Consider the following 26,067-nt stretch of genomic DNA (forward strand, 5'->3'; position numbering starts at 1 on the left):
AGAAGACTACCCAAAACCTCGCGCGCAGTGGCAAGTTTCAGGATACGTTGCGAGATATGATCGTACGAAACTAGACAGTTAGCACATTTTTTATTTGAAATTGGAATATTGGGCACAGGTTTTATTTGCAAAAACGCAGCAAAGCTCAGGTTTGCCATGAGGTTCAGAGATACGGACTTGTTAATGACATTGTTGGCTTCAAGTTATCTTTATTGAGCGATGGCTTGTTAATAAAAAATGATCCGTCTTAAGTTGTTGATGATGAGTAGTTTTTTTGATAGCTGGCGGTTGTGAGTCGTGGTTGTTAATGCCTTATCAATGGGTGGCCTCAAGTTTTATTCTCAGCTCAAATTTTATTAGTAAAGCTTAGATTTCATTTAGCAATCTCCAATTTCCCTGCCTGAAGATCCATGCTTGATTGCATGGTCTTTTTAATAGGTATAAGATGTTGACCCTTTTGTCGGATGGGCGCTGAAATTTTAGTCAGCCAGCAAGATTCCGACGGTTTGAACGGTTAGCTCAAGGGTTGCACGCAATGGACAGACAAAGCTGGTTGCAGGGCACGCTGTACCGCCCGCAGTTTGAACAGGATAGCTGCGGTTTCGGCCTGATCACGCAAATGGACGACAAGCCTTCGCACTGGCTGGTTTCCACTGCGATTAATTCGCTGGCCTGTCTTACCCACCGGGGTGCTGTGGCGGCCGATGGCAAATCGGGCGATGGTTGCGGCCTCTTGTTCCGCAAACCGGACGGCTTCCTGCGCGCAGTCGCGGCCGAAAATGGTTTCGCGCTGACCGAGCGTTATGCCGCTGGTCTGGTGTTCCATATCGCCGACGAATCGCTTGGCAACCTCAAGCAGGCCATCGAAGCGCAAGGGCTGGTGCTGGCCGGTATCCGTACCGTGCCGACCAATATCGAGGCTTGTGGCGAATATGCGCTCAAGACCCTGCCGCTGTTCAAGCAGGTGTTCGTCAATTGCCCTGATGGCATGGATGACGCCAGCTTCGAGCGTAAGCTCTATGCCGCACGTCGTCTGGCCGAGAAGGCCAATGCCGGCGATGCCGCGTTTTATATCCCGACGCTCAACCCGCATGTGATTTCCTATAAGGGCTTGGTGACGCCGGATAACCTTCCGGTGTTCTACCCGGATCTGAGCGATCCGCGCTTTGAATCGTCGCTCGCCGTCTACCACCAACGTTTCTCGACCAATACCTGGCCACAGTGGAAGCTGGCGCAGCCATTCCGCTTCTTGGCGCACAACGGCGAAATCAACACGGTTGCCGGCAACCGCCTGTGGGCCAAGGCGCGCGAGGCGATTCTGGAAACGCCGCATCTCGACATGGGTGCCGTGCGCCCGATCGTGCAGACCAACGGTTCGGATTCGATGAGCCTCGACAACATGCTCGAAGGCCTGTTGATGGGCGGCATCGACATCTTCCGCGCCATGCGCATGCTGGTGCCGCCGGCGTGGCAGAACGTCGACAGTAACGACCGCGACTTGCGCGCATTCTACGAATACAACTCGCTGCACATGGAGCCGTGGGATGGCCCGGCCGGTATCGTCTGGACCAATGGTCGCTATGCCGGCTGCATGCTGGACCGCAACGGACTGCGCCCGGCGCGCTATGTGATCACCAAGGATCGCCATCTGACCATCGCGTCCGAAATCGGTGTGTGGAACTACAAGCCGGAAGACGTGGTGAAGAAAGGCCGCGTCAAGCCGGGCCAGATCGTTGCTGCCGATTTGCAGACGGGTGAATTCCTCGATACCGAAACCATCGACAACCGCCTGAAGTCGGCGCACCCGTACCGCCAGTGGATCAAACGCCACGCGATCCAGCTCGAAGAGAGCGGTGATCCGGGCGTGCTGCATGCCTGGGGCAAGGATCAGTTGCAGACTTACCAGAAGCAGTTCCAGTTGACCTTCGAAGAGCGCGATCAGGTGATCCGCGTGCTGGCGCAGGATGGCCAGGAAGCGATTGGCTCGATGGGCGACGATACGCCGATGGCGGTGCTGTCGCAGCAGGTGCGCTCGCCATTTGATTACCTGCGCCAGCAGTTCGCGCAGGTCACCAACCCGCCGATCGATCCGATCCGCGAAGCGATCGTGATGTCGCTGAATACCTGCTTCGGTGCCGAGCGCAATGTGTTCCTGGAAGAGGAATACAACGCCAAGCGTATCGAAGTGCGCTCGCCGATCCTGTCCGCGCGCAAGTTCCAGATCCTGACCGAGCAGATCGATCCAGCCTACAAGCCGCGCAGTTTTGACCTGAGCTATGACCCGGCCAGCGAAACGCTCAGGCAGGCGATCGAGCGCCTGCAGGCCGCGGTCCTGTCGGCGGTGCGCGATGACGAAGTGGTGATCGTCGTCCTGTCCGACCGCAATATTGCCAAGGGGCGTTTGCCGATCCACGCGCTGTTTGCTACGGGCGCGGTGCAGCATGCACTGGTCAATGCCGGCCTGCGCTGCAAGACCAATATCGTGGTTGAAACCGGTACCACGCGTGATCCGCATCACTTTGCCTGCCTGATCGCCTACGGTGCCACGGCGATCTACCCGTACCTCGCGTACCAGACCGTGCAGGAGCTGATTGATCTGGGTCAGATCGACTATGCCTTGGACAAAGCATGTGCCAATTTCCGCAAGGGCATCGACAAGGGCCTTCTGAAGATCCTGTCGAAAATGGGCATTTCCACGATTGCCTCGTATCGCAGCTCGCAATTGTTCGAAGCCGTCGGCATGCACGAAGACGTGGTCGATCTGTGCCTGACCGGCACGGTCTCGCGCATTTCCGGGGCGGATTTTGCCGATTTCGAAGCCGACCAGCAGCAGCTCAACAAGCTTGCCTTCAACCCGATGCGCCCGATTCAACAGGGTGGCCTCTTGAAGTACGTGCACGGCGAGGAATACCACGCCTACAACCCGGATGTGGTGATGCAGCTGCAAAAGGCGGTGCAGGGCGGCGATTACGCCGAGTACCGCAAGTACGCCAAGCTCGTGAACGAGCGTCCGGTGGCGATGCTGCGTGACCTGATGAATCTGAGCATTGATCCGGCCAGGGAGATTCCGTTGTCGGAAGTCGAACCGGTCGAAGCCATCCTCAAGCGTTTCGACTCCGCCGGCATGTCGCTGGGTGCCTTGAGCCCGGAAGCGCACGAGGCGCTGGCCGAAGGCATGAACCGGCTGGGCGCGCGCTCGAACTCGGGCGAAGGCGGTGAAGACCCGGCGCGCTACGGCACGGTCAAGATGTCCAAGATCAAGCAGATCGCTTCGGGCCGTTTCGGCGTGACGCCGCATTATCTGGTGAACGCCGAAGTGCTGCAGATCAAGGTCGCGCAGGGCGCGAAGCCGGGCGAGGGCGGCCAGTTGCCGGGCGACAAGGTTTCGGCGGTGATCGCCAAGCTGCGCTGCTCCAAGCCGGGCATTTCGCTGATTTCCCCGCCGCCGCATCACGATATCTATTCGATCGAGGACCTGGCGCAGCTGATCTTCGATCTGAAGCAGGTCAACCCGCAGGCGCTGGTATCGGTGAAGCTGGTGGCCGAGCCCGGCGTTGGCACGATTGCTGCTGGGGTAGCCAAGGCCTATGCCGACCTGATCACGATCTCGGGCCATGATGGCGGTACCGGCGCTTCGCCGCTGACTTCGGTGAAATATGCCGGCACGCCGTTCGAGCTGGGGCTGACCGAGGCGCAGCAGGTGCTGCGTGCCAATGGCCTGCGCGGCCGCGTGCGCGTGCAGGCCGACGGCGGCCTGAAGACGGGCCTTGATGTGGTCAAGGCCGCGCTGATGGGCGCGGAATCATTCGGCTTCGGCACCGGCCCGATGGTGGCGCTGGGCTGCAAGTTCCTGCGCATCTGCCATCTGAACAATTGCGCCACTGGCGTGGCGACGCAGGATGTGAAGCTGCGCAGCAAGCACTTCATCGGCTATCCGGAAATGGTGATGAACTACTTCACCTTCATCGCGCAGGAAACGCGCGAATGGATGGCGAAGTTGGGCGTGCGCAGCATGGAGGAATTGATCGGCCGCAGCGATCTACTGGCGCTGGAGAACGGCATCACCGAGAAACAGCACAAGCTGCAGCTCGATGGTCTGCTGAGCCAAGGCGAGATTCCGGCAGCCGAGCCGCGTTTCTGTGTCGAAGCTTCCAATCCGTCGTTCGACAAGGGTGAATTGGCCGAAACGATGGTGAAGGATGCACTGGCCGGCATTTTGGCCGCAACGCCGCAGGTGCTGGATTACGCGGTGCAGAACATCAACCGCTCGATCGGCGCACGGCTTTCCGGCGAGATCGCCAAGGCGCACGGTGCGGACGGGCTGCCGGCGGATTGCCTGACGATCCGGTTGAAGGGCTCGGCTGGGCAAAGTCTGGGGGTGTGGAATGCACGCGGACTGACGATCGAGCTCGAAGGCGATGCCAACGATTACGTTGGCAAGGGCATGGCCGGTGGCAAGATCGTGATCTATCCGCCCAAGGGCAGTGCCTTCGATTCGCACGAAGCGGTGATTGCCGGCAATACCTGCCTGTACGGTGCGACTGGCGGCGAGTTGTTCGCGGCCGGTGTGGCAGGGGAGCGCTTTGCCGTGCGCAATTCGGGCGCGACCGCTGTGGTCGAAGGCGTGGGCGACCATGGTTGCGAATACATGACTGGCGGCTGCGTGATCGTGCTGGGCGAGACCGGCTACAACTTTGGCGCGGGCATGACCGGCGGCTTTGCCTTTGTGTACGACCCGGGCCGCAAGTTCGCTTACCGCTACAACAACGAGCTGATCGATATCAACCACATCAATACCGAGTCGATGGAACCGCACCGCGCCTTCCTGCGCGAGAAGCTGGAACAGCACGTGAAGCTGACCGGCAGCAGTATTGGCCGCGAACTGCTGGAAGATTTCGACGCCGCTGCGGATGCCTTCTGGCTGGTGAAGCCGAAGGCCGCGCATATCGATAGCCTGTTGCAAGATTGATGTGTTGTGAGGAGTCAGGGGTGAGGCGTGAGGTGTAAAACCGTCTCCCTGCTCTGAATAAACTGGTGATGATGTGTGAGAGCGCATGGGCTTTACCCCTTACCCCTCACCCTTCACGCCTCACGAGGTGTTAAATGTCCAAGAATGATGTTTTCCAGTTCATGAACGTGGCCCGCGATCCGGGTGCCAAGGTCGAAGCCGACGCGCGCAAGCAGGTGTTCAGGGAAATCTACGCGCCGTTGGCGCAGATCGATGCCGCGGAACAGGCCGCGCGTTGTCTGCATTGCGGCAATCCGTATTGTGAATGGGAATGCCCGGTGCATAACTTCATCCCCAACTGGCTCAAGCTGGTGAAGGAGGGCAAGTTGTTCGAAGCGGCCGAACTCAGCCACAAGACCAACAGCCTGCCGGAAATCTGCGGCCGCGTCTGCCCGCAGGATCGGCTGTGCGAGGGCAGTTGTACGCTGAACCAGGGCGGTTTCGGTGCGGTGACGATCGGCTCGATCGAGAAATACATCACCGACGAAGCGTTCAAGGCCGGCTGGCGTCCGGACATGTCCAATGTCGTCTGGACCGACAAGCGCGTGGCCATCATCGGTGCCGGGCCGGCGGGTCTGGGTTGCGCCGATGTGCTGGTGCGCAACGGCGTGAAGCCGGTGGTGTTCGATCGCTATGAAGAGATCGGCGGCCTGCTGACTTTCGGCATTCCCGAATTCAAGCTGGAAAAGGATGTCGTGGTGCGCCGTCGCCAGATGATGGAAGGCATGGGCGTGGAATTCCGCCTGAATACCGAAATTGGCCGCGATGTGTCGTTCGAGAGCCTGCTGGCCAATTACGATGCCGTCTTCATGGGGATGGGTGCCTACAAGTACATGAAGGGCGGCTTCCCCGGCGAAAACCTGCCGGGCGTGATCGAAGCGCTGCCTTTCCTGATCAACAACGTGCGCCACAATCTGGGGACACTCGGCAGTGAGCCGCGCCTGTCGATGCAGGGCAAGCGCGTGGTGGTGCTCGGCGGCGGCGATACCGCGATGGACTGCAACCGCACCTCGATCCGCCAGGGCGCAAAAAACGTGATCTGTGCCTATCGCCGCGACGAAGCCAACATGCCCGGCTCCAAGCGCGAGGTGCAAAATGCCAAGGAAGAAGGCGTCAATTTCCTGTGGAATCGCCAGCCCACCGGCATCACCCGGCAACTCGATGGTACGCTGGTGCTGACGCTCGTGACCACCAAACTGGGCGAGCCCGATGAAAAGGGCCGCCGCAAACCGGAAATCGTCAAGGGTTCGGAAGAGGCCATCGTTTGCGATCACGTGATCGTTGCATTCGGTTTCCAGACCGAAGCCGCCCCGTGGTTTGAAGCGCATGGCATCAGGGTGGACGACTGGAACCGCACCGTGGCGCCAGTCAGCCAGCGCTATAAGCAGCAGACCAGCAACCCGAAGGTGTTCGCCGGTGGCGACCAGGTGCGCGGTGCCGACCTGGTGGTGCGCGCCGTATTCGAAGGTCGACAGGCGGCGGAAGGCATGCTGGATTATCTGGGTGTGTGGTAATCGATCGCTGGTCGCCATGAACGAAAAATCCCGCATTACGCACTACGCGGGATTTTTTTTGTATGAATGCCCGCAAGCGCTGGTCGGCATTGGCTCTGTATAAATCTGCAATCATTCTTTCATCATAAGTTCATGGCTGTTCGATAAGGTCTCGCACAAGGGCGTTATGCCGATATAGCCAGAGGAGTTGTGATGGATGCCTTGCTGCTGGGTGCGGTTTTACTGGTTGTGCTGCTGATTTTCGGTGGCATCAGTGTGTACAAGATGGCCCTACACTACCATGCCCCGGAAGGGGAGCAGGACGCATAACCTTTGGTTCAATTGGCGGCTAAAGCAAATCCACCTGTGCTGGCACCGAGATATCCTGCAATGGGCCGAGCGGGTTCTTCTTGTCTTCAAAATCCAGGATGTTGGGCTGACCGCTGGCCAGCTTGTAGACCACCAGATCCTTGTTCATCACGATCAAACCCTGAAACTTCCAGCCGCTGGTCTGGGTCTGGCGCCGGAAATTGAATACGTCGAGAAAAGCGTTGCCAAGGCGCTTTCGGTAAGTAAAACCGGCACTGACCAGATAGCCATGGCAATCGGTTTTGGCCTGCAGGCAACTGCGTACTTCTTCATCGACGCTGTTCATCGGGATCGAGTCGTTGGGAATGAAGTGCCTGATGATGTCCAGATAGTTCAAAACTTCGATATTCGGGTGTTTGCGCGGATCAAACCCGAGCTCCCACAACGTTTCCAGTCTGGTTGTGCCCGGCTGGATGCGATCAAACGCGGTGTGCGCCTCGTCATAACTTTTCCATACCGATTCCGAACGTTGCCGAACTGAAGGTAGCAAACTGGAACAGCCAGTCAGCAGAATCATGGCCACTAAAGCCGCTCTCATGCGTAGTGGTTTATCCATCTTGCGTACCTCTTGCCGGTTGTCGCCTCGACAGGAAAAAATCTCTGTGTGCTCTCAGCTTAAGCCGGTACCTGGCAGTGTGGGCACTATTCTGGTGCTTGTAAGAAACTTGGGTCGACAAGCGGTTTGGTGCGAGTTTGATTGACGGAATCGGATGCGTTTATGGCATATTCCAAAGCCCTGTCGCAGATGCGACAGGGCAGGGGATTGCCGATGTCATAACCCCGCCAAATCTTGAGGTGTGAATACTTACAATTCAATTTAAATCAATGGCTTGCGTTGTTTTTTATGGTGGCACGCCCTTTGCACCAACTTGCTTGCACAGCACAGAAAGGGGCTCACCATGTGGGACTATACAGACCAGGTCAAAGACCATTTCTTCAATCCTCGCAATGCCGGGGAACTCAAGGATGCCAACGCCGTGGGCGAAGTGGGTTCGATCAGTTGCGGCGATGCGCTGCGGCTCTCGCTCAAGGTCGATCCGGATACCGACCAGATCATTGAAGCCACGTTCCAGACCTTCGGTTGCGGTTCTGCCATTGCTTCATCGTCAGCGCTGACTGAAATCATCAAGGGCAAGACGCTGGACGAGGCGCTGGCAGTATCTAACCAGGAAATCGCCGATTATCTGGGCGGGCTGCCGCCGGAAAAGATGCATTGCTCGGTGATGGGGCAGGAGGCGCTGCAGGCCGCCATTGCCAATTATCGCGGTGAAACCGTTTGCGATGACCATGAAGAAGGCGAGTTGATCTGCAAGTGTTTTGCCATCGATTCGCACCTGATCGAAAGCGTGGTGCGCACCAACAAGCTGACCACGCTCGAACAGGTAACCCACTACACCAAGGCGGGTGGCGCTTGCGCGACTTGCCACGAAAAGATTGAAAATGTGATGGCCAGGGTGTTGCGTGAGATGGCAGGCGAGGCGACCAAGGTTGTGGTACCGCCTTCGTCACCCATTGCACCGCCGATGGCACGGCCAAAACCGGGTGGAAAATTGGCACGGTTGAAGAAGATCGAGGCCGTGATCGAGGAAGTGCGCCCGATTCTGCAACAGGATCGCGGCGATATCGAGTTGGTTGATGTCGACGATGCACTGATTTTCGTGAAGTTGCTGGGTGGCTGCGTCGGGTGCCAGATGGAGCGCATGACGCTGGCCGGTATCGAGCAAAAGCTGCAATCCGCACTGGGCGAGCCGGTGCAGGTCGTACCTGTTTCCGATTGGGAGTGATGCCATGAAAACCGCTTACCTCGACAACAACGCCACCACTGCCTGCTCCCCTGAGGTTGTCGCTGCCATGCTGCCATTCTTTACCGAGCAGTTCGGCAATCCGTCCTCTATGCATGAGTTCGGCAGTCAGGTTGAAGGGGCGATCCGGCAGGCGCGCAGCGAAGTGCAGCAACTGCTGGGTGCGGCCTACGATACGGAAATCGTTTTTACCTCCTGTGCGTCCGAATCGAACAATACCGCGATTCTGTCGGCATTGAAGGTACAGCCAGAGCGCAAGGAAATTATCACCTCCGCAGTCGAGCATCCGGCCGTCTTGGCTGTGTGCAAGCATCTGGCCGAGCACGAAGGCTATACCCTGCATATCCTGCCGGTGGATGGTCGTGGCCGGATCGATCTGGCGCACTATGAAAGCCTGCTGTCCGAGAACACCGCGCTGGTCAGCGTAATGTGGGCCAACAACGAAACCGGCACACTCTTCCCGGTGCTGAAAATGGCCGAGATGGCCAAAAAAGTCGGTGCCGTTTTTCATACCGATGCCGTGCAGGCCGCCGGCAAGGTACCGATCAATCTGAAAGACAGTGCCATCGACATGTTGTCTTTGTCCGGCCACAAACTGCATGCGCCCAAAGGGGTAGGGGTGCTGTATCTGCGCCGAGGATTGCGCTATCGCCCGTTGTTGCGTGGCGGCCATCAGGAACGTGGTCGTCGTGCTGGCACTGAAAACGTGGCCGGCATCATTGGCCTGGGTGTGGCGGCAAAACTGGCGCGAGAACACATGCACGAGGAGTGGACCACGGTGAAACGCCTGCGTGATCGGCTGGAGGTTGGCATCCTGTGCGCAACGCCCTACGCCTTCGTTACGGGTGACCCGGACAATCGTCTGCCCAATACCGCCAACATTGCTTTTGAGTACATCGAGGGCGAGGCCATTCTGTTGCACCTGAACCATGCGGGTATTGCGGCTTCCAGCGGTTCGGCCTGCACCTCCGGTTCGCTCGAGCCCTCGCATGTGATGCGGGCCATGGGCATTCCCTACACCGCTGCGCACGGCACGGTGCGCTTCTCGCTCTCGCGCTATACCACCGAAGCGGAAGTCGAACATGTGATTGCCACAGTGCCGAAGATCATCGCGCATCTGCGCAAGCTTTCTCCTTACTGGGGGGAGAGCGGCCCGGCGCAAAAAGCGTTTCAGCCTGAATACGCCTGATACTCATGACGGAAGAGGTGTCATATGGTCACCATCCACGATACCACGCTGCGTGATGGCGAACAGGCTGCCGGCGTGGCCTTTACCCTTTCGGAAAAGGTCGCCATTGCCCAGGCACTGGTCAAGGCGGGCGTCTATGAGCTTGAGGCCGGTATTCCGGCCATGGGTGGCGAGGAGTGTGGTGCGATACGCGCCATGGGCTCGGTCGGGGCCAGGCTGACCGGCTGGTGCCGCATGCACGGCGAGGATCTCGCTGCCTGCAAAGGCTTGCCGCTGGCGCGGGTCAACCTGTCGATTCCTGTGTCCGATCAGCAACTGGCGCGCAAGCTGCAACAAACCCGGGCTTGGGCGCTGGGCATGGTGGCACGCTGGGTGCCAAAGGCCCGCGAAATGGGCTTTGCCGTGACCGTGGGTATGGAGGATGCCTCGCGTGCCGATGTCGATTTCATGAAGGAGGTTGCCGAGATGGCGCAGCGCAGCGGTGCCGACCGTCTGCGTTTTGCCGATACGCTCGGAAAGCTTGATCCGTTTTCTACCTTCGAGATCATTGGTCAGCTTCGCTATGTCACCAGTCTAGATCTGGAAATGCATGCCCACAATGATCTGGGCCTGGCCACGGCCAATACGTTGGCGGCGATTCGTGCCGGTGCCACGCATGTCAATACCACGGTACTGGGGCTGGGCGAGCGGGCAGGTAATGCCTCGCTGGAAGAAACGGCTCTTGGCCTCAAAACCTTGTTTAGTCAGGATGAGGGTGTCTGTTTGAGTCGTTTGCCCGCGCTGGCCCAGTTGGTAGCCGGCGCTGCGCGCAGACAGATTTCCCCCCAGCTACCGGGTGTCGGTGATGGCGTTTTCCGGCATGAGGCAGGCATCCACGTCGATGGCTTGCTCAAGGATCCGGCCAACTATCAGGTGGTCGATCCTGCCTGGCTTGGGCGCAGCCACGAATGGCAGTTGGGCAAGCATTCCGGTAGCCAGTCCATTGTGCGTTTTTGCGCCGAGTATGGATTGTTTCTGGATCGAAACACGGCACAGGAATTGCTTCCCAGGTTACGTAACTATGTCAGCCACTACAAGCATCCGCCTGTATTCGAGGAAATCTGCCGCTGGATCAACGAAGCGGAAACCGAACTGATCTGTAACTGAGCCGTACCAAAACAATACGAAGGAGCTTATCGGAAATGGATACTTTGACTGAAAACTGGCAAGGTGATTTTGCTGAACTCGTGAGCGCTGAGGATTACTGCAACTTCTTCGGCATCGACTTTGATCCGGCCTTGCTGGGGCGCAACCGGCTAGCCATTTTGCAGCGCTTTCACAATCTGCTGCCAGAGAACTGGGGTACGCTGGACTATGCCCAACTGCGTGCAATTTTTGCCATGGCCTATTCCAGCATGGTCGATTCCAGTGCACGCGAAGCGCAACTGTTCAAGATCTTCAAGCCGGTTATTGCCACGGTTCCTCTGTCCGCGATCGGTGGCCGACGCAAGGAGGCAACATGCTGAAGAGCCAATTTCAGCAAGGAGATGCCATCCGTGTGCTGCGGCCCATCCGTAACGATGGCACTTTCCCGGGCAAGGCACGCGGCGAGCTGCTGGTGCGCCGGGGCAGCATCGGCGTGATCCAGGATGTCGGTACGTTCCTGCAAGATCAGGTCATCTATGCCGTACTGTTCCTGGATGAAAACCGTCTGGTTGGTTGTCGCGAGCAAGAGGTCCAGGCCGCCGATGCACCCTGGATTGCGCACAGATTCGATAGTCGTGACCGTGTGCGTGCCGCGCTGACCTTGGCGGTAGGCGGTCAGGTACGGGCCAAAGTCGGGGATATCGGCGAGATCATGCATGTGCTCAACCATAGCGAACCGGTGCAATACGAAGTGATCTTTGGCGACCGAATTCTGCAGGTGCCGGAAAGCTTGCTGGAAGACGTTGTATGACCGCAACCATACCCTACCTGGAATTTCAGTCTGCCCTGGCCCAGCATCAGCTGCCGCCGGTACAACTGTCGGGCGAACTGCGGGCAACGGTGCATGCGCAGGCATTGCGCCAATGGCGTTTGCAGGAACGTATCCTCAGATCACCGGAAGCCGCACGTTGCACGGTTGATCAGGCTGTGGTAGCGCAGGCCGTACAGACGATCCGTGCGCGCTACCCGGATCGCGAAAGCTATCTGAATGATCTGGCCGCGAATGATCTGGATGAAACACTTTTAAGCCAAGCCCTGATGCGTGAGTTGACCGTAGATGCCGTGCTCACACTCGTGACACGGGTGGCACCGCGGGTCACAGAACAGGATGCAGAGATTTTTTATTGGCAACATCGCGAACGATTTGCCATTCAGGAGGCGCGCCAGGCGCGGCATATCCTGATCACCGTCAACGATGCCATCCCTGAAAACCGCAGGGAAAAGGCACTGCTGCGGATAAATGCGGTGGCGGAGCAACTGAAGGCCGCGCAAGCTTCATTTACTGATCTGGCATTGCGTTACTCGGAATGCCCCACCGCCCTTAATGGCGGCGAATTGGGGTGGGTAAAGCAAGGCCAGTTATATCCGGAACTCGATTCGATCGTATTCAGCTTGCTGCCGGGAGATGTCAGCGGCGTGGTCGAATCCGAAATGGGTTTCCATCTATTGACCTGCGAAGCATCGCGCGCCGCAAGCATGCAGGAATTCGCGGAGATTTCTTCCCAATTGATGATCACACTGCAAGCCAGGCGAGATCGGCAAGTGCAAACTGCCTGGCTCAAGCAGTTGTCATCCTTCTAAGAATCTGTTCAAAGTCTTGCAGAGAGGCGCTGTTCGAGGCTCATGCGCTGCTCTTCACCCCGCTGAACACTTCTCGCGACAGACTTTGAACAGGCCCTGACAGCTTTTTTAGCTGAGCATGTTTCAACAATGCCCGACTATTCATATTTGAGTGGTTGGGCATTGTTTTGTTGTGGTCAGTTTTTCCTTACATGGTGCGCTTGGTCTTGTAGCGGCCTTTATGCGGATTTCTCGCCTGAGTGCATGAGTTTACGGGAAAAAGTGGCGTGCTGATTGTGGTGGTGCCTAATTGCCTGCCAGTGTTTGTGGAAAAGCAATGTAGTGAAATTTCACGATTTACATTGAATATTTGACGTTGGTCAACTCCATCTTTGCGGGAAGTGTGAAAAATGCCAAAAGGCCGAAAAGTTGCTTTTTTTATGACCTTTCTGTTTGTTCATCCTAGACAGAAATCAAATGAAAACCAGCTTGGCGGTCTGATTCCCAAAAAATTTTTCATGCAGTCCTCATGGAGGAGTTTCACATATGTCAGTCGTAGGAACGGCGGTGTCGTATTTGAAGCAACAGGGGATGGGGCGAAGTCTGGCCGCAGCAGCGTTGGCCTTGGCTTCGTTTCCGGTTCATGCGAACGAAGCAGGTCATGTCAGCGAAGCCAATCTGGTTTTGCCTGATCTTGCAGATAAGGCATTGGCGACCTTTCTGGGCGGGATGTCAGGTTGGGCATTGCTGAGTTGGGGCATTCTGATCTGCCTTGCCGGGCTGGTCTTTGGTGCGGTGATTTATGGCCAGATCAAGCGCATGCCGGTTCACAAATCGATGGCCGATGTCAGCGAACTGATTTACGAAACCTGCAAGACCTACATGATCACCCAAGGCAAGTTTCTGCTGATCCTGGAAGCCTTTATTGCGGTAATCATCGTGCTGTACTTCGGCCTGGTGCAGCAGTTGGGTGCTGGCGAAGTGTTGCTGATCCTGCTGTTCTCTGTCATTGGTATTGCCGGCTCTTACGGCGTAGCCTGGTTTGGCATTCGCATCAATACCCTGGCCAATAGCCGTACCGCCTTTGCATCGCTCAGGGGCAAAGCCTATCCGGTGTATGCAATTCCGATGAAATCCGGTATTTCGATCGGCATGCTGCTGATCTCGACCGAACTGCTGATCATGCTGTGCATCCTGCTGTTTATCCCGAACAGCCTGGCTGGCAAGTGCTTCATCGGCTTTGCCATCGGTGAATCGCTTGGTGCGGCAGCACTTCGTATCGCCGGGGGTATCTTTACCAAGATCGCCGATATCGGCTCTGATCTGATGAAAATTGTCTTCAAAATCGATGAAGATGATGCGCGCAATCCGGGCGTGATTGCTGACTGTACCGGCGATAATGCTGGTGACTCGGTTGGCCCGACTGCCGACGGTTTTGAAACCTACGGCGTAACTGGCGTAGCGCTGATCAGCTTTATCATGCTGGCCGTGCCGGAAGCCGCGGTGCAGGTGCAGTTGCTGGTCTGGATCTTCGTGATGCGAGTCATGATGATCATTGCATCCGGTGTTTCCTATCTTGGCAATGAAGTTGCGATGCGGGCCAAGTATGGCATGCAGGATCGCTTTGATTACGAAGCGCCGCTGACCTCGCTGGTTTGGGTTACGTCCATCGTTTCTGTGCTGCTGACTTTCCTGGTTTCCAACTTGCTTATCGGCGACATCACGATCGCCGGTACGGTGTATTCCAGCCTGTGGTGGCAACTTTCGATCATCATTACTTTCGGCACACTCGCTGGCGCCATCATTCCTGAAGTGGTGAAGGCCTTTACCTCGACCAATTCCGGCCATGTGCGGGAAGTGGTGACAGCTTCGCGCGAGGGCGGCGCTTCGCTGAACATTCTGGCGGGCCTGACTGCAGGTAATTTCTCGGCCTACTGGATGGGGCTGGTGATTGTCGGCCTGATGGGCGGCGCCTATCTCGTATCGCAAGGGGAACTTGCCAGCGTGATCAACCCCGATCCAGCCAAAGCCGGAGTGATGGCGGCGGTGTTCTCGTTTGGTCTGGTGGCGTTCGGTTTCCTGGGGATGGGGCCAGTGACCATCGCTGTCGATAGCTATGGTCCGGTTACCGACAATGCGCAATCCGTGTACGAACTGTCGACCATCGAGCAAATTCCCAATATCGAAGCAGAAGTGAAGCGTGATTTCCACTTTGCCGTAAATTTCGACAAAGCCAAGGATCTGCTGGAAGAAAACGATGGCGCGGGCAATACCTTCAAAGCAACAGCCAAGCCGGTGCTGATTGGTACCGCTGTGGTGGGTGCCGCCACGATGGTGTTCTCGATCATCATGTTGCTAACCAATGGCCTGACGGAAAATCTCGATAAGCTTTCGCTGTTGCATCCACCGTTCCTGCTCGGCTTGATCATGGGTGGCTCCACGATCTTCTGGTTCTCCGGTGCATCCACCCAGGCAGTGTCGACCGGTGCCTATCGTGCGGTGGAGTTCATCAAGCGCGCCATGAAGCTGGACGGTGTAACCAAGGCTTCGACCGAGGATAGCAAGAAGGTGGTCGAGATCTGCACGATTTATGCGCAGAAAGGCATGTTCAATATCTTCCTGGCCGTGTTCTTCGGTACCTTGGCTTGTGCTTTTGTTGAACCGTTCTTCTTTATTGGTTATCTGATTTCGATCGCTATTATCGGCTTGTATCAGGCCGTGTTCATGGCTAACGCTGGTGGTGCCTGGGACAACGCCAAGAAGATCGTGGAAACCGAATTGCGTGCCAAGGGTACCGATCTGCATGCGGCTTCCGTGATCGGTGATACCGTGGGTGATCCATTCAAGGATACCTCATCGGTTGCCATGAATCCGATCATCAAGTTCACCACGTTGTTTGGTCTTCTCGCTGTGGAAATGGCCGTGGGTATGGCTGCACAAGGCCAGCGTCCATTGACTCTGGTGCTGGCTGCAGTCATGTTTGCAATCAATATCGTATTCGTATGGCGCAGCTTCTATCGCATGCGTATCGATACGGAAGAAGCACTGCAAACTGAAGAAGCCATTGAAGAAGGGCACAAGGAAGTGGTTGCCCACATTCATGGGGAAGATGTCGAAGAAAACCGCGCCTGATTTTCGGGCACGATTTGAAAAACGGCGCATCAAATTTTGATGCGCCGTTTTTTCTGATTTTTTAGGCCGGATAGGGATCGACCGGATTCTTCTGGTAACTTGCCACTCCTTCCAAAATTTCCGTGCGAGCGGCCTCCGCACCTTCCCAGCCAATGATCTTCACCCATTTCCCCTGTTCCAGATCCTTGTAGTGCTCGAAGAAGTGGGCAACCTGATTGATCAGCAGGAGTGGCATGTCGGTGTAGTTTTTGACATCGTCATACAGGACCGTCAGCTTGTGAACCGGCACCGCCAGAACCTTGGCATCTACACCTGATTCATCTTCCATGCGCAACAAGCCGATTGGGCGGCAACGTACCACGACACCGGGCAGCAGCGGAAAAGGCGTGGCAACCAGTACGTCTACCGGATCGCCATCGCCGGACAGGGTGTGCGGAACATAGCCGTAGTTGAGCGGATAGGACATGCTGGTGCCCATCAGCCGATCTACATAGATGGCACCGGATTTCTTGTCGTGTTCGTATTTGATGGGCGCGGCGTTGGCGGGGATCTCGATGATAACGTTGAAGTCATCAGGCAAGTGAGTACCTGCTGGAATTTTGGAAATATCCATGGGCGAGCATCCAGTCTCAAAGTTGTTGAGTATCCTGTTGCTTGAGGCCGGAGTATTGGCATGGAGTGCATGCTAACCAGCTGTGTCAGGCTTGTGGGCAGGATATCGATATTATCAAGGCAAGATTGTCGTTGATGTGCCTCAATTTCGACGCATCATATATTGGCTTGGCTTGATCTACAAAGAAATGTGTTGGTATTTTTTGCCGACTACAAATTCAGGTCATCAAAAGGGTGTCATGTATGTGAAGGCTGGATTTCTGCTGCGTTTGAGCGTCGCTTTGCTGGCTTGTTCTCATGCCTTTCCAGTGCGTGCCTGAGCTGTCGCAACTGGGTTGACAGATTTTGGGTGAAATCCGGGCCGAGAGTGTCAAGAGTGGACTGGAAATGCACATGAGGCATCGTGGCAAGCTGGCTGTAGAGCGACTGGCCTTGTGGTGTCAGCCTGACAAGAATGCTGCGCCTATCTGCTGGCGCTGGTTCCCGCGTAATCCAGCCTTTTTGCTGCAAGCGATCCAGCACGCCAGTCAAGGTGCCTTTGCTTATCAGGGTGATCTCACCCAGTGCAGCGCAATGCATGTCGCCGCTTTCACCCAGCGCGGTGATGACCTCGAATTGTGGCGGGGTAAGCCCCAAGGCACGTATCTGACGGCCGGATAGCAGCTCAAACGTCTTGAAGCATCGGGCAAGCTCGTCAAGAAGGGATACCGGGTTGCTGGCGTGCATATTGTCGTGCTAATGAGAATTGATATTATTCTTGATTTAATCAGAACCGCTGCGGCATAACAAGCGGAAAGTCGGTAAACTAGTTCGCCCGCCCAATCCGTTGCAGTCTGATTATTTTCTTCAGGTTTGTACGGATGGACTTGTAGTCGGGTGCAATTCAAACATGGGACTGTGCATGGATGACATCCAACGTTTTATCAGCGGTTTTCGCCGTTTTCAGCATAAATACTTTGGCGAAAACAAAAATATTTTCAATGAGTTGAAGAAAGCGCAGCGACCAAAGACCCTGGTGATCGGCTGTTCTGATTCGCGTGTGGACCCGGCCTTGCTGACTGATTGTGATCCCGGCGATATTTTCGTTGTGCGCAATGTGGCCAATCTGGTTCCGCCCTTTGAGAATGACAATGCCAAGCATGGTGTCTCTGCCGCGATCGAGTTTGCAGTGTGTGATCTTGAGGTGCGCAACATCGTTGTGCTTGGACATTCATCTTGTGGTGGGATCAGTGCGCTGATGAAAGGTCATGAGCCCAAGTCCGGGGCGGATTTCGTCGGGAAATGGGTGCAGATTGCCGAGCCAGCACGTCAGCAGGTATTGAGTGAGTTGCAGGATCGTCCGGTGGACGAGCAGGTACGGGCGTGTGAAGTGGCCTCGATCATCGTTTCGCTCGATAACCTGATGACGTTTCCCTTTATTGTGGAACGGGTCGAATCTGGCCAGCTATCCTTGATCGGATGGTATTTCGATATCCGCAAAGGATCACTGTACGAATTTGACCAGGAAAGCAATGCGTTCCGAGCGCTGGTTACTGCTTTGCCGAAAAATGACAAATAGTGTTTGCACTGTTTGATGGTTGGACTATATTGGAATTGCTGCGACAACCAAGGGAGGCTTGATGAAGCGTTTTGAAGTTGTGCAGGTCAAGGCGGTTGGGTAAACCGCGTATAGCGCAATCATTGCCACACAAGTGATAAGTCAGGGCTGTTTCGCAAGGAAACAGCAGCACGAAGCCTGACAGACAAAAAAGGGGCGCCTCCGGCGCCCCGCAGTTTTTATGTCGCCAATCAGCGCAGTCCGAGAACGTCCTGCATGTCATAGAGCCCAGTCTTTTTGTCAGCCAGAAAACGCGCCGCGCGGATGCTGCCTTGTGCATAGATGCTGCGGCTGGATGCCTTGTGCGTGATTTCAACGCGCTCGCCCATGCCGGCAAATACGACCGTGTGGTCGCCCACAACATCGCCGCCGCGCAATGTGGCAAAACCGATGGTGGATGGGTCGCGTTCGCCGGTTAAGCCCTCCCGGCCGTAGACCGAGCACTCTTTCAGGTTACGTCCCAGCGCATCGGCCACGACTTCACCCATGCGGATTGCGGTACCCGACGGAGCATCCACCTTCATGCGGTGATGCATTTCGACAATCTCAATGTCATAGCCGGTGGCGAGCGCCTTGGCGGCGACCTCAAGCAGTTTGAATACCAGGTTGACGCCAACGCTCATGTTCTGCGCGTAAACAATGCCGATATGTTGGCTGGCGGCAGTGATGGCGGCTTTGCCTTCCTCGTCAAAGCCGGTCGTGCCGATAATCATGTTCACCCCGAACTCGCGACACTTTGCCAGGTGGACAAGTGTGCCTTCCGGGCGGGTGAAGTCGATCAATACGTCTGCACCCTTGAGAGCTTCCAGAGAATCGGTCACCTTGATACCGCATTCCTGGCCCAGAAATGCTGCGGCATCCTGACCGATACCGGCACTGCCTGCTCGATCCAGTGCGGCATGCAATTCACAGTTTTCCGCATTCAGAATTGCTTCTATCAACATATGGCCCATGCGGCCAGTACTGCCGGCAATGGCAAATTTGATGGTCATGGGTATTCCTTATTTGTTGGCAGGCGCACTGGCGTTCAGTATTTCGATCGGCTTGGCGGCAGGAAGTACATCGCCTTCAAAGCGGGTCAGTTTGTCCTGCTCAAAAAATACGGTGAATGTTTTCTTTTGAACAAGCTTGCTGTTTTTGGCATCGGTATAGACGTAATCCCAGCGGTCGGTGTGGAACGGATCGGTCAATAGCGGCGAGCCCAGAATGAAGCGAACCTGAGAGCGCGTCATGCCAGCCTTGAGTTTGGCGACCATATCTTCGGTAATGGCATTACCCTGCGGGATGTCGAGTTTGTAGGGTGCAACCACATTTGGAAATGTGCAGCCGGCAGCGATAAATGCAGCTATGATAATGAGAAGTAGTCTATGTTTCATGATCTGATAAAATCCGGTTGGCCGCCTGTACGCGGTAGACACAAACGCTATATCATAACCCGGTTGCGGCTGTTGATGCAGCGGCGCTCCAGAACCAAAGACGAAATATATGAGCAAAGCAGCTGAACTAAAAGAAATGGGTCTCAAGGCGACAGGTCCACGGCTTCGTATCCTTAACCTGTTCGAAACCTGTGGCGAGCGCCATCTGACGGCCGAGGATGTTTATCGACTGTTGCTCTCCGAGCAGATCGATATCGGCTTGGCAACGGTTTATCGCGTGCTGACCCAGTTTGAACAGGCCGGCATCCTGACTCGTCATCATTTTGAGTCGGGCAAGGCCGTTTTTGAGCTCAATCATGGCGGTCACCACGATCACTTTGTCTGCGTGAAATGCGGCAAGGTGGAAGAGTTTTATGATCCTGCGCTGGAAAAACAGCAGGAAGCGATTGCCAGCAAATATGGTTTCGAGATTCAGGATCACGAACTCTACTTGTATGGCGTCTGCAAATCCTGCAAGAAATGATTCAGCGTTCCTCTTCATCGCATGCTTCTCAAGCCGGCTGATGCCGGCTTGAATCTTCATGATTCCCTGGTTAACCCATCCCGAGCAATTCCCTCCGATCGAGCAGGCGCTGCGTGAGCCCAATGGCCTGCTGGCAGCAGGGGGCGGTCTGTCTCCCGAATGGTTGTTGAGCGCATATCGCCAAGGAATTTTCCCGTGGTATATGCCGGGTGAGCCCATCCTGTGGTGGTCGCTCGATCCTCGGATGGTGTTGTTTCCCTCCGAGTTGCATATTGGCCGGTCTCTGGCCAAGGTTCTGCGAAACCGCAGCTATGAAATACGCATGGATACGTCATTTCGCGAGGTGATGCTGGCTTGTGCCCTGCCGCGCGCCGATGGCTTCGGTAGCTGGATCGGCGAAGAGATCGTTGAGGGTTACTGCACGCTGCATGCGCTGGGCCATGCCCATTCCATAGAAACCTGGATCGATGGCAGGCTTGTGGGCGGTTTGTATGGCGTGGCGCTGGGCAATATGTTTTTCGGTGAGTCGATGTTCGCCCTGCAGGCCGATGCCTCCAAGATTGCTTTTGCTCGATTCGTGCCATGGCTGGCAGAGCAGGGGTTCGAGCTGATTGATTGCCAAATGCGCACACGCCATCTGGCGCGCTTTGGCGCGCGAGAGATTGCGCGTGAAGATTTTTGCGCAAGGTTGGGGCAATTAGTTACACAGCCCCGCTCCCCGGGTTTATGGCACCATAAAATTTCGAATACGGTGGGATCAGGTTCATGAGTGATGGACTGCCCGGTCAATCCTTGTCAGTGCAGTTTTATGTGACAGCCAGTTATCCCTGCAGTTACCTGGAGGGCAGGTTGGCGCGCTCGCAAGTGGCTGCGCCGGCCGATCTGATCGATGGACGAATTTACAGCCAGTTGATGCTGCATGGTTTTCGTCGCAGCGGCCAATTCGTCTATCGCCCTGCATGCGAGGCGTGCAATGCCTGTGTGCCGGTACGCTTGCCGGTGGAGGTATTCCATCCCAATCGCAGCCAGTTGCGTGCAGGCAGGCGCCATGCCGATCTCAGGGGGCGGGTGCTGGGATTGAAGTTCGTCAACGAGCATTTCGAACTTTATCGACGTTATCAACTGGCGCGTCATCCAGGCGGCGGGATGGATTTGGATGATCGCGAGCAGTATGAAAACTTCATCCTGCGCAGCAATGTCGCCAGCTTTCTGGTTGAGTTCCGCGAGGCAGGGCGGCTGCGCATGGTCAGCCTGATCGACCAAGTGGATGATGGATTGTCATCGGCCTATACCTTTTATGATCCGGATGTGGCCGGCGCAAGTTATGGCGTATTCAATATCTTGTGGCAGATTGGCCTGGCGCGCCAACTGGGGTTGCCCTTCCTCTATCTGGGATATTGGATCGGTGAGTGCCGTAAAATGACTTACAAAACCCAATACCGGCCAATCGAAGGGCTGATCGACGGCAAGTGGCAGTTGCTGCCGTAACCTGCATCACCCGCGGCGGCATGTATCAGCCCGGTAGTTTGTCCTCTGCGAGCAGTTGAATGCGGCCATCTTCCATGCTTAGCCAGCCTAACTCCTGCCAGGCGTTCAATTGCTTGTTGACGCTTTCCCGGCTGGCGCCGACTAGGTTGCCGATTTCCTGCTGCGTAAACTTCAGATCGATTTTTCCATCAAAGCCATGTTCTGTTGCCAGGCTTTTCAATGCCTTGCCCAGGCGTTGCGGCAAAGGCAGAAACAGGGTGTCCTGCACCAGTTCGTCAGCATTGCGCAGACGTTGACAGAGCATCAGGATCAGTTGGTGCATCACCTTCGGGTGGTTTTCCAGAAAACCGATTACATCCGCCCGATGCAGTACCAGAAGTTCACATGGCTCCAGTGTTTCAACCGTGGCGGTGCGCGGCGCCCCATCCAGCATGGCCAGCTCGCCAAATACCTCGCCTGGTTCCAGGATGCTCAGGATGGCTTCACGGCCATCCTCCGATTCGCGTATCACTTTGAGTCTGCCGCGCAGTACGGCGTACATTTCCTGGCTTTGGCTGCCCTGCAAGACGACATGCTTGCGAGCGGGCAGGCTGCGCCACTGGGCATGCGCCGCCAATTCTTCCAGTTCTTGCTCGTTGAGATCGCAAAACAGGGTGCTGCCGGAGAGAAGTCTGGCCTTGTCCATCATTTTTCCTTTAAACGTCGAGCGTGGCGATCACTGGCGTGTGGTCGGACGGGCGTTCGTGCCGGCGGGGTTCCTTGTCGATGCTGCAGGCGCTGCAGTGGGCAGTCAGCTCGGCCGAGAGCAGGATATGGTCGATACGCAGGCCGGCGTTTTTCCGGAAGCCGAATCCGCGGTAATCCCACCAGCTGAATGATTTCTCCGGCTGTTCAAACAGCCGGAATGCATCTTGCAGGCCAAGTCCCAATAGCGTTTGCCAGGCTGCACGTTCAGGTGGTGAAACCAGCACCTGTCCTTCCCACTTGGCCGGGTCGTGTACGTCGCGATCTTCCGGCGCGATATTGAAGTCGCCCAGCAGAGCTAGTCGGGGGTGCTGCTTGAGTTCCGTAGCGAGCCAGCTTGTCAGCGAGGCAAGCCAGTTCAGTTTGTACGGATACTTGTCTGAATCCAGCGCCTGGCCATTCGGGACATAAACACAAATCAGCCGGATCGGGCCGACATTGGCTGCAATGACACGTTTTTGCGGGTCATCCAGTCCTGGAATGTTGATCGTGATATTCGACAACGGCATGCGGGAAATGATGGCAACACCGTTGTAGGTTTTCTGCCCGGCATAAGCAACATGCAAGCCAGCAGCTTCGATTTCGGCCTGGGGAAAATTAACATCCTCAAGCTTGGTTTCCTGGATCGCGAGTGCGCTGATCTCCGGGTGCTGATTCAGCCAATCCAGTACCTGCGGCAGGCGTACCTTGAGGCTGTTGACATTCCAGGTGGCTATTTGCATGCGGATTCTCTTGCTGCGTAATGGGATCATCATACCAATGAAGCCATCTATCCGTCGTTTTTCAATTTTCGCTGTGGGTGAGGCGTGTTAGGATTATTGCTGTTCGGTGCGTAACCCGGGAATCTGGTTGCAGGCTTGCGCTGAACAACAGGCTGACATTTTTTTGCTTGCCGGGAAGACCGGCAATTGATGCATGGAGGAACGCCATGTCGCGTCGCGTTGTTACACTCGCTCATTACTATACCGCTCCCGAAATCCAGCAGATGGCCGACAAGGTCGGAGACAGCCTCGAGTTGTCGCTTTATGCCAAGGAGTGCGGTGCCGATACCATCGTTTTCGCCGGAGTGCGCTTCATGGCGGAAACGGCAAAAATCCTGAATCCTCAAGCCGAAGTCATCCTGCCGGACATGAATTCCACCTGTTCACTGGTGACGCAAACCGATGTGGTTGCGCTGAAGAAATGGCGTGAATCGTATCCCGATCATGTGCATGTGGCCTATATCAACTCGTCGGCCGAGCACAAGGCGCTGTGTGACTGGATCGTGACCAGTCGCAATGTCGATGACATCATTGCCCACCTGCATGCCGAAGGCAAAAAGGTGATTTTCTCGCCTGATCGCAATATGGGCGGCTACCTCAATTATCTGCATGGCTATGACATGCCGTTGTGGACCGCTGTATGCGAAGTGCATGACAAGTTTAATCAGGCAGCACTGGATGAAGCGTTTGCAGCTGTGAGTGGACCCAAATACCTGATAGCGCATCCGGAAAGCCCCTTGCCGGTTCTGAAGCAGGCTGACTATGTTGGCTCTACTTCGGGCATGCTTAACTGGATCAAGGCTTATGACCGTGAGGCGGACGCCACCATTTTTGTGGCAACCGAAGATGGCATTCTCTACAACATGCACCAGGCACGCCCTGATCTGAAGATTGAACAGGCACCGATCTATGCCGGGTGCCAGTGCAACCAATGTCCGTACATGAAGATGAATACGGTCGATGCGGTAAGACGGGCACAGTCGGGTGAAGGCGGAATCAGGATTGACTACCTGACGCCAGCGCAAATCGAAGCGGCGTGTCTCCCGATTGAACGCATGCTCGAATTCTCAAAGCGTTACTACAACTGATCCGGACGGGGTGTTCTGCACCCCGTTGTTTTTTTGCTTGGAGTTACGCCATGCTTGATTATCTGGTCTTTATTGGCCGCTTCCAGCCCTTTCATGTTGGCCACCTCAAGGTGATTGAAGGGGCGATGACGCGTGCGCGCAAATTGATCGTGATCTGCGGATCAGCACGCCAAGCCCGCAGCCCGCGTAATCCCTGGACAGTGGCTGAACGCGAAAGCATGTTGCGTGCTGCCTTGCCGCAAGACTGGCAAAGCCGGGTTTTTGTAGTGGGCTGTTCCGATCGCATGTACAACGATCAGCAGTGGGTCACTGAAGTCCAGAATCTGGTGGATAAAGTTATCGCGGTGGATACCGTGAATGTCGGCAGTCGCGAAGCACAGTTCCGTATTGGCATTATCGGTGGCTGTGGGCGCAAGTCCGCGCATTATCTGGACCATTTTCCGCAGTGGCTGCGAGTTGAAGTCCCTGAGGATCCTCCCATCAGTGCTTCCGGACTACGGCGCGGCTTTTTCGAAAATGGCGGTGCGGCCTTTGCGGCATGTGCTGAAAATTTGCCACCGGCCGTCTTTGCCTGGCTGGAAGATTTTCGCCAGACTGCTTTCTTTGGAGTGCTGGAAGCAGAATGGCGTTTTATCCAGGATTATCGCAAGGCCTGGGCGCAGGCACCTTACCCGCCGACTTTTGTCACGGTGGATGCCGTGGTGATCCATTCGGGTCATATTCTCCTGGTGCGACGAAAACATCTTCCTGGCAAGGGACTATGGGCGCTGCCGGGTGGGTTCATCAATCAGGATGAGCTGATTCGTGATGCCGTTATTCGCGAGTTGAAGGAAGAAACCCGTCTCAAGGTGCCTGGGCCGGTACTCGCTGGCTCCATCCGTGCTTCGCGTGTGTTTGATCATCCCTTGCGCAGTTTGCGCGGCCGCACCATTACCCATGCCTTCCTGATCGAACTGGCACCTGCCGGAGAGGGCCTGCCCAAGGTTCGCGGCGGCGATGATGCCGAGCGTGCGCAATGGGTTCCCCTGTTCGAATTCAATCGTATGGAAGGTGAACTTTTCGAAGATCACTTCTATATTGTCAACTGGTTCTTGGGCCAGATCTAACTGATGACGATCTGTAGCGAGAAGCCGTCAGCGGGGTGAAGAGCAGCGCAAAAACCGGAGTGTACAAGTAGTACATGAGGGCGCCCCGAAGGAAGTACCTTTGGGGTGTTTTGTGCAGCATATGAGTTCTGATCACGGCTTTGCAGCATGATCGTGAACAAGTTCTACGCGTCGGTTGATGCTTGGCTGATTTTACGCTGATGTTTTTTGTTTCCAGTGCGGGCATTTGATGCGCCGGGGTATGGATAGCACAAACGGCAGATAACGCTGCCATGGAGCAAAAAAACGATCTGCCAGCAGGGTAATCTCGCCAGTCTTTCTGGTTGTTTGTCGCCAATGTTCGCAATACGCCTGTATTGCTTGCGACGGGTGTAGCACCCAGGAAAATTGACGGGTTTGTGTAAAAAACAATCAAACCTCAACAGTGCCAGAGTGAACCGCAATACCTGCTGCTATCGTCGTATTGTAAGTAATTGCTGACTTGTTATGTAATTTTATGAATCGCGGCATGCATTGCGCTTCCTTGGTCGGGCGAATTGCTGTTTTCTCATGTTACCGGTCTATTTGGTCTGTCATCTTGGCCAGGTAGTGGGTGATTTTTCTTGATATTTATCAAAAACGACTCCTATAATTCGCCTCGTCCTGAAACGCTGTTCTGAATTTTTTGGACTGTTCGGCCTGACTTGTCCAGTGGTCTGATGGCTGGCCAATCCCAATAAAATCAAGGGTTGTCTGTTGGTCCGACCTCTGCCGTTTTTGTTGATGCCAGCTAAAAGAGATGTTTTCTCCTGTTGTTGTTGTAGTGCGTGTCATATAAGTTTCGTTCAACTCTGTTAATGCAGATCTGGACAGACCAGCATGACGCAGGATTGGTCAAAAAATCAGGCTGACGTGGTGGGTTGAGCAGCTCAGGGTATTGCGGAGGCTTACGGGCTTTCACTTAGTGAAGAGAGGAAGAGACCAGATGTACGAAAAAAAGCACTTGGGCTTCATGTATGCGTTGCCCTACATCATAGGGGTGCTGCTGTTTCAGC

Annotated in this window: 22 protein-coding genes and 1 other RNA gene; 15 read left to right on the forward strand and 8 right to left on the reverse strand. The window is 55.5% G+C overall.

Translation table 11 applies throughout. From position 1 onward, the window contains the following. Nucleotides 1-535: 535 nt before the first annotated feature. Both gltB and AC0KVQ_RS14295 read left to right on the forward strand, forming a co-directional pair. Nucleotides 536-4,969 carry a glutamate synthase large subunit gene (gene gltB / locus AC0KVQ_RS14290; protein WP_473421846.1) on the forward strand — a complete coding sequence of 1,478 codons (4,434 nt, stop codon included), beginning with the start codon at nucleotides 536-538 and terminating at the stop codon, nucleotides 4,967-4,969. A gap of 134 nt (nucleotides 4,970-5,103) precedes the next feature. Further along, nucleotides 5,104-6,522 (forward strand): FAD-dependent oxidoreductase, encoded by a 1,419-nt coding sequence (locus AC0KVQ_RS14295; RefSeq protein ID WP_473421847.1) that lies wholly within the window; start codon nucleotides 5,104-5,106, stop codon nucleotides 6,520-6,522. Between the two features lie 328 nt (nucleotides 6,523-6,850). On the opposite strand, the gene AC0KVQ_RS14300 is transcribed toward AC0KVQ_RS14295, so the two are convergent. After that, complete coding sequence (locus AC0KVQ_RS14300; RefSeq protein ID WP_473421848.1) at nucleotides 6,851-7,408, reverse strand: hypothetical protein; 558 nt, start codon at nucleotides 7,406-7,408, stop codon at nucleotides 6,851-6,853. A 361-nt stretch (nucleotides 7,409-7,769) separates the two neighbouring features. Here AC0KVQ_RS14300 and nifU point away from each other — a divergent pair, with 361 nt between their 5' ends. The 7 genes from nifU to AC0KVQ_RS14335 all read left to right on the forward strand — a co-directional run bounded on the left by nifU (nucleotide 7,770) and on the right by AC0KVQ_RS14335 (nucleotide 15,738). Further along, nucleotides 7,770-8,654, forward strand: a complete 885-nt coding sequence (gene nifU, locus AC0KVQ_RS14305) for a Fe-S cluster assembly protein NifU (protein ID WP_473421849.1) — start codon at nucleotides 7,770-7,772, stop codon at nucleotides 8,652-8,654. A 4-nt stretch (nucleotides 8,655-8,658) separates the two neighbouring features. Beyond that, nucleotides 8,659-9,861, forward strand: coding sequence for a cysteine desulfurase NifS (nifS, locus tag AC0KVQ_RS14310; RefSeq protein ID WP_473421850.1), 1,203 nt, complete (start codon nucleotides 8,659-8,661; stop codon nucleotides 9,859-9,861). A gap of 24 nt (nucleotides 9,862-9,885) precedes the next feature. Then, on the forward strand, nucleotides 9,886-11,007 hold the full coding sequence (gene nifV / locus AC0KVQ_RS14315; protein ID WP_473421851.1) for a homocitrate synthase: 1,122 nt from the start codon (nucleotides 9,886-9,888) through the stop codon (nucleotides 11,005-11,007). A 35-nt stretch (nucleotides 11,008-11,042) separates the two neighbouring features. Then, entirely contained in the window at nucleotides 11,043-11,366 is a 324-nt protein-coding gene (locus tag AC0KVQ_RS14320; protein ID WP_473421852.1) for a nitrogenase-stabilizing/protective protein NifW, read from the forward strand. Continuing rightward, on the forward strand, nucleotides 11,360-11,797 hold the full coding sequence (locus tag AC0KVQ_RS14325; RefSeq protein ID WP_473421853.1) for a nitrogen fixation protein NifZ: 438 nt from the start codon (nucleotides 11,360-11,362) through the stop codon (nucleotides 11,795-11,797). The genes AC0KVQ_RS14320 and AC0KVQ_RS14325 overlap by 7 nt, the downstream gene beginning before the upstream one ends. Continuing rightward, complete coding sequence (nifM, locus tag AC0KVQ_RS14330) at nucleotides 11,794-12,627, forward strand: nitrogen fixation protein NifM (protein WP_473421854.1); 834 nt, start codon at nucleotides 11,794-11,796, stop codon at nucleotides 12,625-12,627. The genes AC0KVQ_RS14325 and nifM overlap by 4 nt, the downstream gene beginning before the upstream one ends. A gap of 525 nt (nucleotides 12,628-13,152) precedes the next feature. Then, complete coding sequence (locus AC0KVQ_RS14335) at nucleotides 13,153-15,738, forward strand: sodium-translocating pyrophosphatase (protein ID WP_473421855.1); 2,586 nt, start codon at nucleotides 13,153-13,155, stop codon at nucleotides 15,736-15,738. 61 nt (nucleotides 15,739-15,799) lie between these two features. Here the strand turns inward: AC0KVQ_RS14335 and ppa are convergent, their stop codons facing one another. Next, a complete protein-coding gene (gene ppa / locus AC0KVQ_RS14340; RefSeq protein WP_473421856.1) occupies nucleotides 15,800-16,351 on the reverse strand; it encodes an inorganic diphosphatase in 552 nt (183 codons plus the stop codon). 236 nt (nucleotides 16,352-16,587) lie between these two features. Continuing rightward, entirely contained in the window at nucleotides 16,588-17,076 is a 489-nt protein-coding gene (locus AC0KVQ_RS14345; protein WP_473421857.1) for a MarR family winged helix-turn-helix transcriptional regulator, read from the reverse strand. 175 nt (nucleotides 17,077-17,251) lie between these two features. On the opposite strand from AC0KVQ_RS14345, the gene AC0KVQ_RS14350 reads away from it, so the two are divergent. Next, on the forward strand, nucleotides 17,252-17,908 hold the full coding sequence (locus AC0KVQ_RS14350) for a carbonic anhydrase (protein WP_473421858.1): 657 nt from the start codon (nucleotides 17,252-17,254) through the stop codon (nucleotides 17,906-17,908). Between the two features lie 230 nt (nucleotides 17,909-18,138). Here AC0KVQ_RS14350 and dapB read toward each other — a convergent pair whose 3' ends face one another. Together dapB and AC0KVQ_RS14360 are read right to left on the reverse strand one after the other, a co-directional pair. Continuing rightward, nucleotides 18,139-18,939: a 4-hydroxy-tetrahydrodipicolinate reductase gene (gene dapB / locus AC0KVQ_RS14355; RefSeq protein WP_473421859.1), complete on the reverse strand. Its 801-nt coding sequence runs from the start codon at nucleotides 18,937-18,939 to the stop codon at nucleotides 18,139-18,141. 9 nt (nucleotides 18,940-18,948) lie between these two features. Further along, nucleotides 18,949-19,365 carry an outer membrane protein assembly factor BamE gene (locus AC0KVQ_RS14360; protein ID WP_473421860.1) on the reverse strand — a complete coding sequence of 139 codons (417 nt, stop codon included), beginning with the start codon at nucleotides 19,363-19,365 and terminating at the stop codon, nucleotides 18,949-18,951. A gap of 67 nt (nucleotides 19,366-19,432) precedes the next feature. Here AC0KVQ_RS14360 and fur point away from each other — a divergent pair, with 67 nt between their 5' ends. From fur to AC0KVQ_RS14375, 3 genes are read left to right on the forward strand one after another with little or no spacing between them, the layout of a single operon-like run. After that, a complete protein-coding gene (gene fur, locus AC0KVQ_RS14365; protein ID WP_473421861.1) occupies nucleotides 19,433-19,846 on the forward strand; it encodes a ferric iron uptake transcriptional regulator in 414 nt (137 codons plus the stop codon). Between the two features lie 58 nt (nucleotides 19,847-19,904). Beyond that, nucleotides 19,905-20,615, forward strand: coding sequence for a leucyl/phenylalanyl-tRNA--protein transferase (aat, locus tag AC0KVQ_RS14370; RefSeq protein WP_473421862.1), 711 nt, complete (start codon nucleotides 19,905-19,907; stop codon nucleotides 20,613-20,615). After that, entirely contained in the window at nucleotides 20,612-21,334 is a 723-nt protein-coding gene (locus AC0KVQ_RS14375; protein WP_473421863.1) for an arginyltransferase, read from the forward strand. The genes aat and AC0KVQ_RS14375 overlap by 4 nt, the downstream gene beginning before the upstream one ends. A gap of 25 nt (nucleotides 21,335-21,359) precedes the next feature. On the opposite strand, the gene AC0KVQ_RS14380 is transcribed toward AC0KVQ_RS14375, so the two are convergent. Further along, complete coding sequence (locus AC0KVQ_RS14380) at nucleotides 21,360-22,022, reverse strand: Crp/Fnr family transcriptional regulator (RefSeq protein WP_473421864.1); 663 nt, start codon at nucleotides 22,020-22,022, stop codon at nucleotides 21,360-21,362. A 7-nt stretch (nucleotides 22,023-22,029) separates the two neighbouring features. Beyond that, nucleotides 22,030-22,800: an exodeoxyribonuclease III gene (gene xth, locus AC0KVQ_RS14385; RefSeq protein WP_473421865.1), complete on the reverse strand. Its 771-nt coding sequence runs from the start codon at nucleotides 22,798-22,800 to the stop codon at nucleotides 22,030-22,032. 206 nt (nucleotides 22,801-23,006) lie between these two features. Here xth and nadA point away from each other — a divergent pair, with 206 nt between their 5' ends. Then, the gene (gene nadA, locus AC0KVQ_RS14390; RefSeq protein ID WP_473421866.1) at nucleotides 23,007-23,927 is read left to right on the forward strand and encodes a quinolinate synthase NadA; all 921 of its coding nucleotides are present in this window, start codon (nucleotides 23,007-23,009) and stop codon (nucleotides 23,925-23,927) included. 50 nt (nucleotides 23,928-23,977) lie between these two features. Further along, entirely contained in the window at nucleotides 23,978-25,033 is a 1,056-nt protein-coding gene (locus tag AC0KVQ_RS14395; protein ID WP_473421867.1) for a bifunctional nicotinamide-nucleotide adenylyltransferase/Nudix hydroxylase, read from the forward strand. Nucleotide 25,034: 1 nt separating this feature from the next. Here AC0KVQ_RS14395 and AC0KVQ_RS14400 read toward each other — a convergent pair. Then, nucleotides 25,035-25,109, reverse strand: a non-coding RNA gene (locus AC0KVQ_RS14400) — sX9 sRNA. Nucleotides 25,110-26,067 lie beyond the last annotated feature (958 nt).

The sequence above is a fragment of the Formivibrio sp. oc-25 genome (assembly GCF_055810895.1).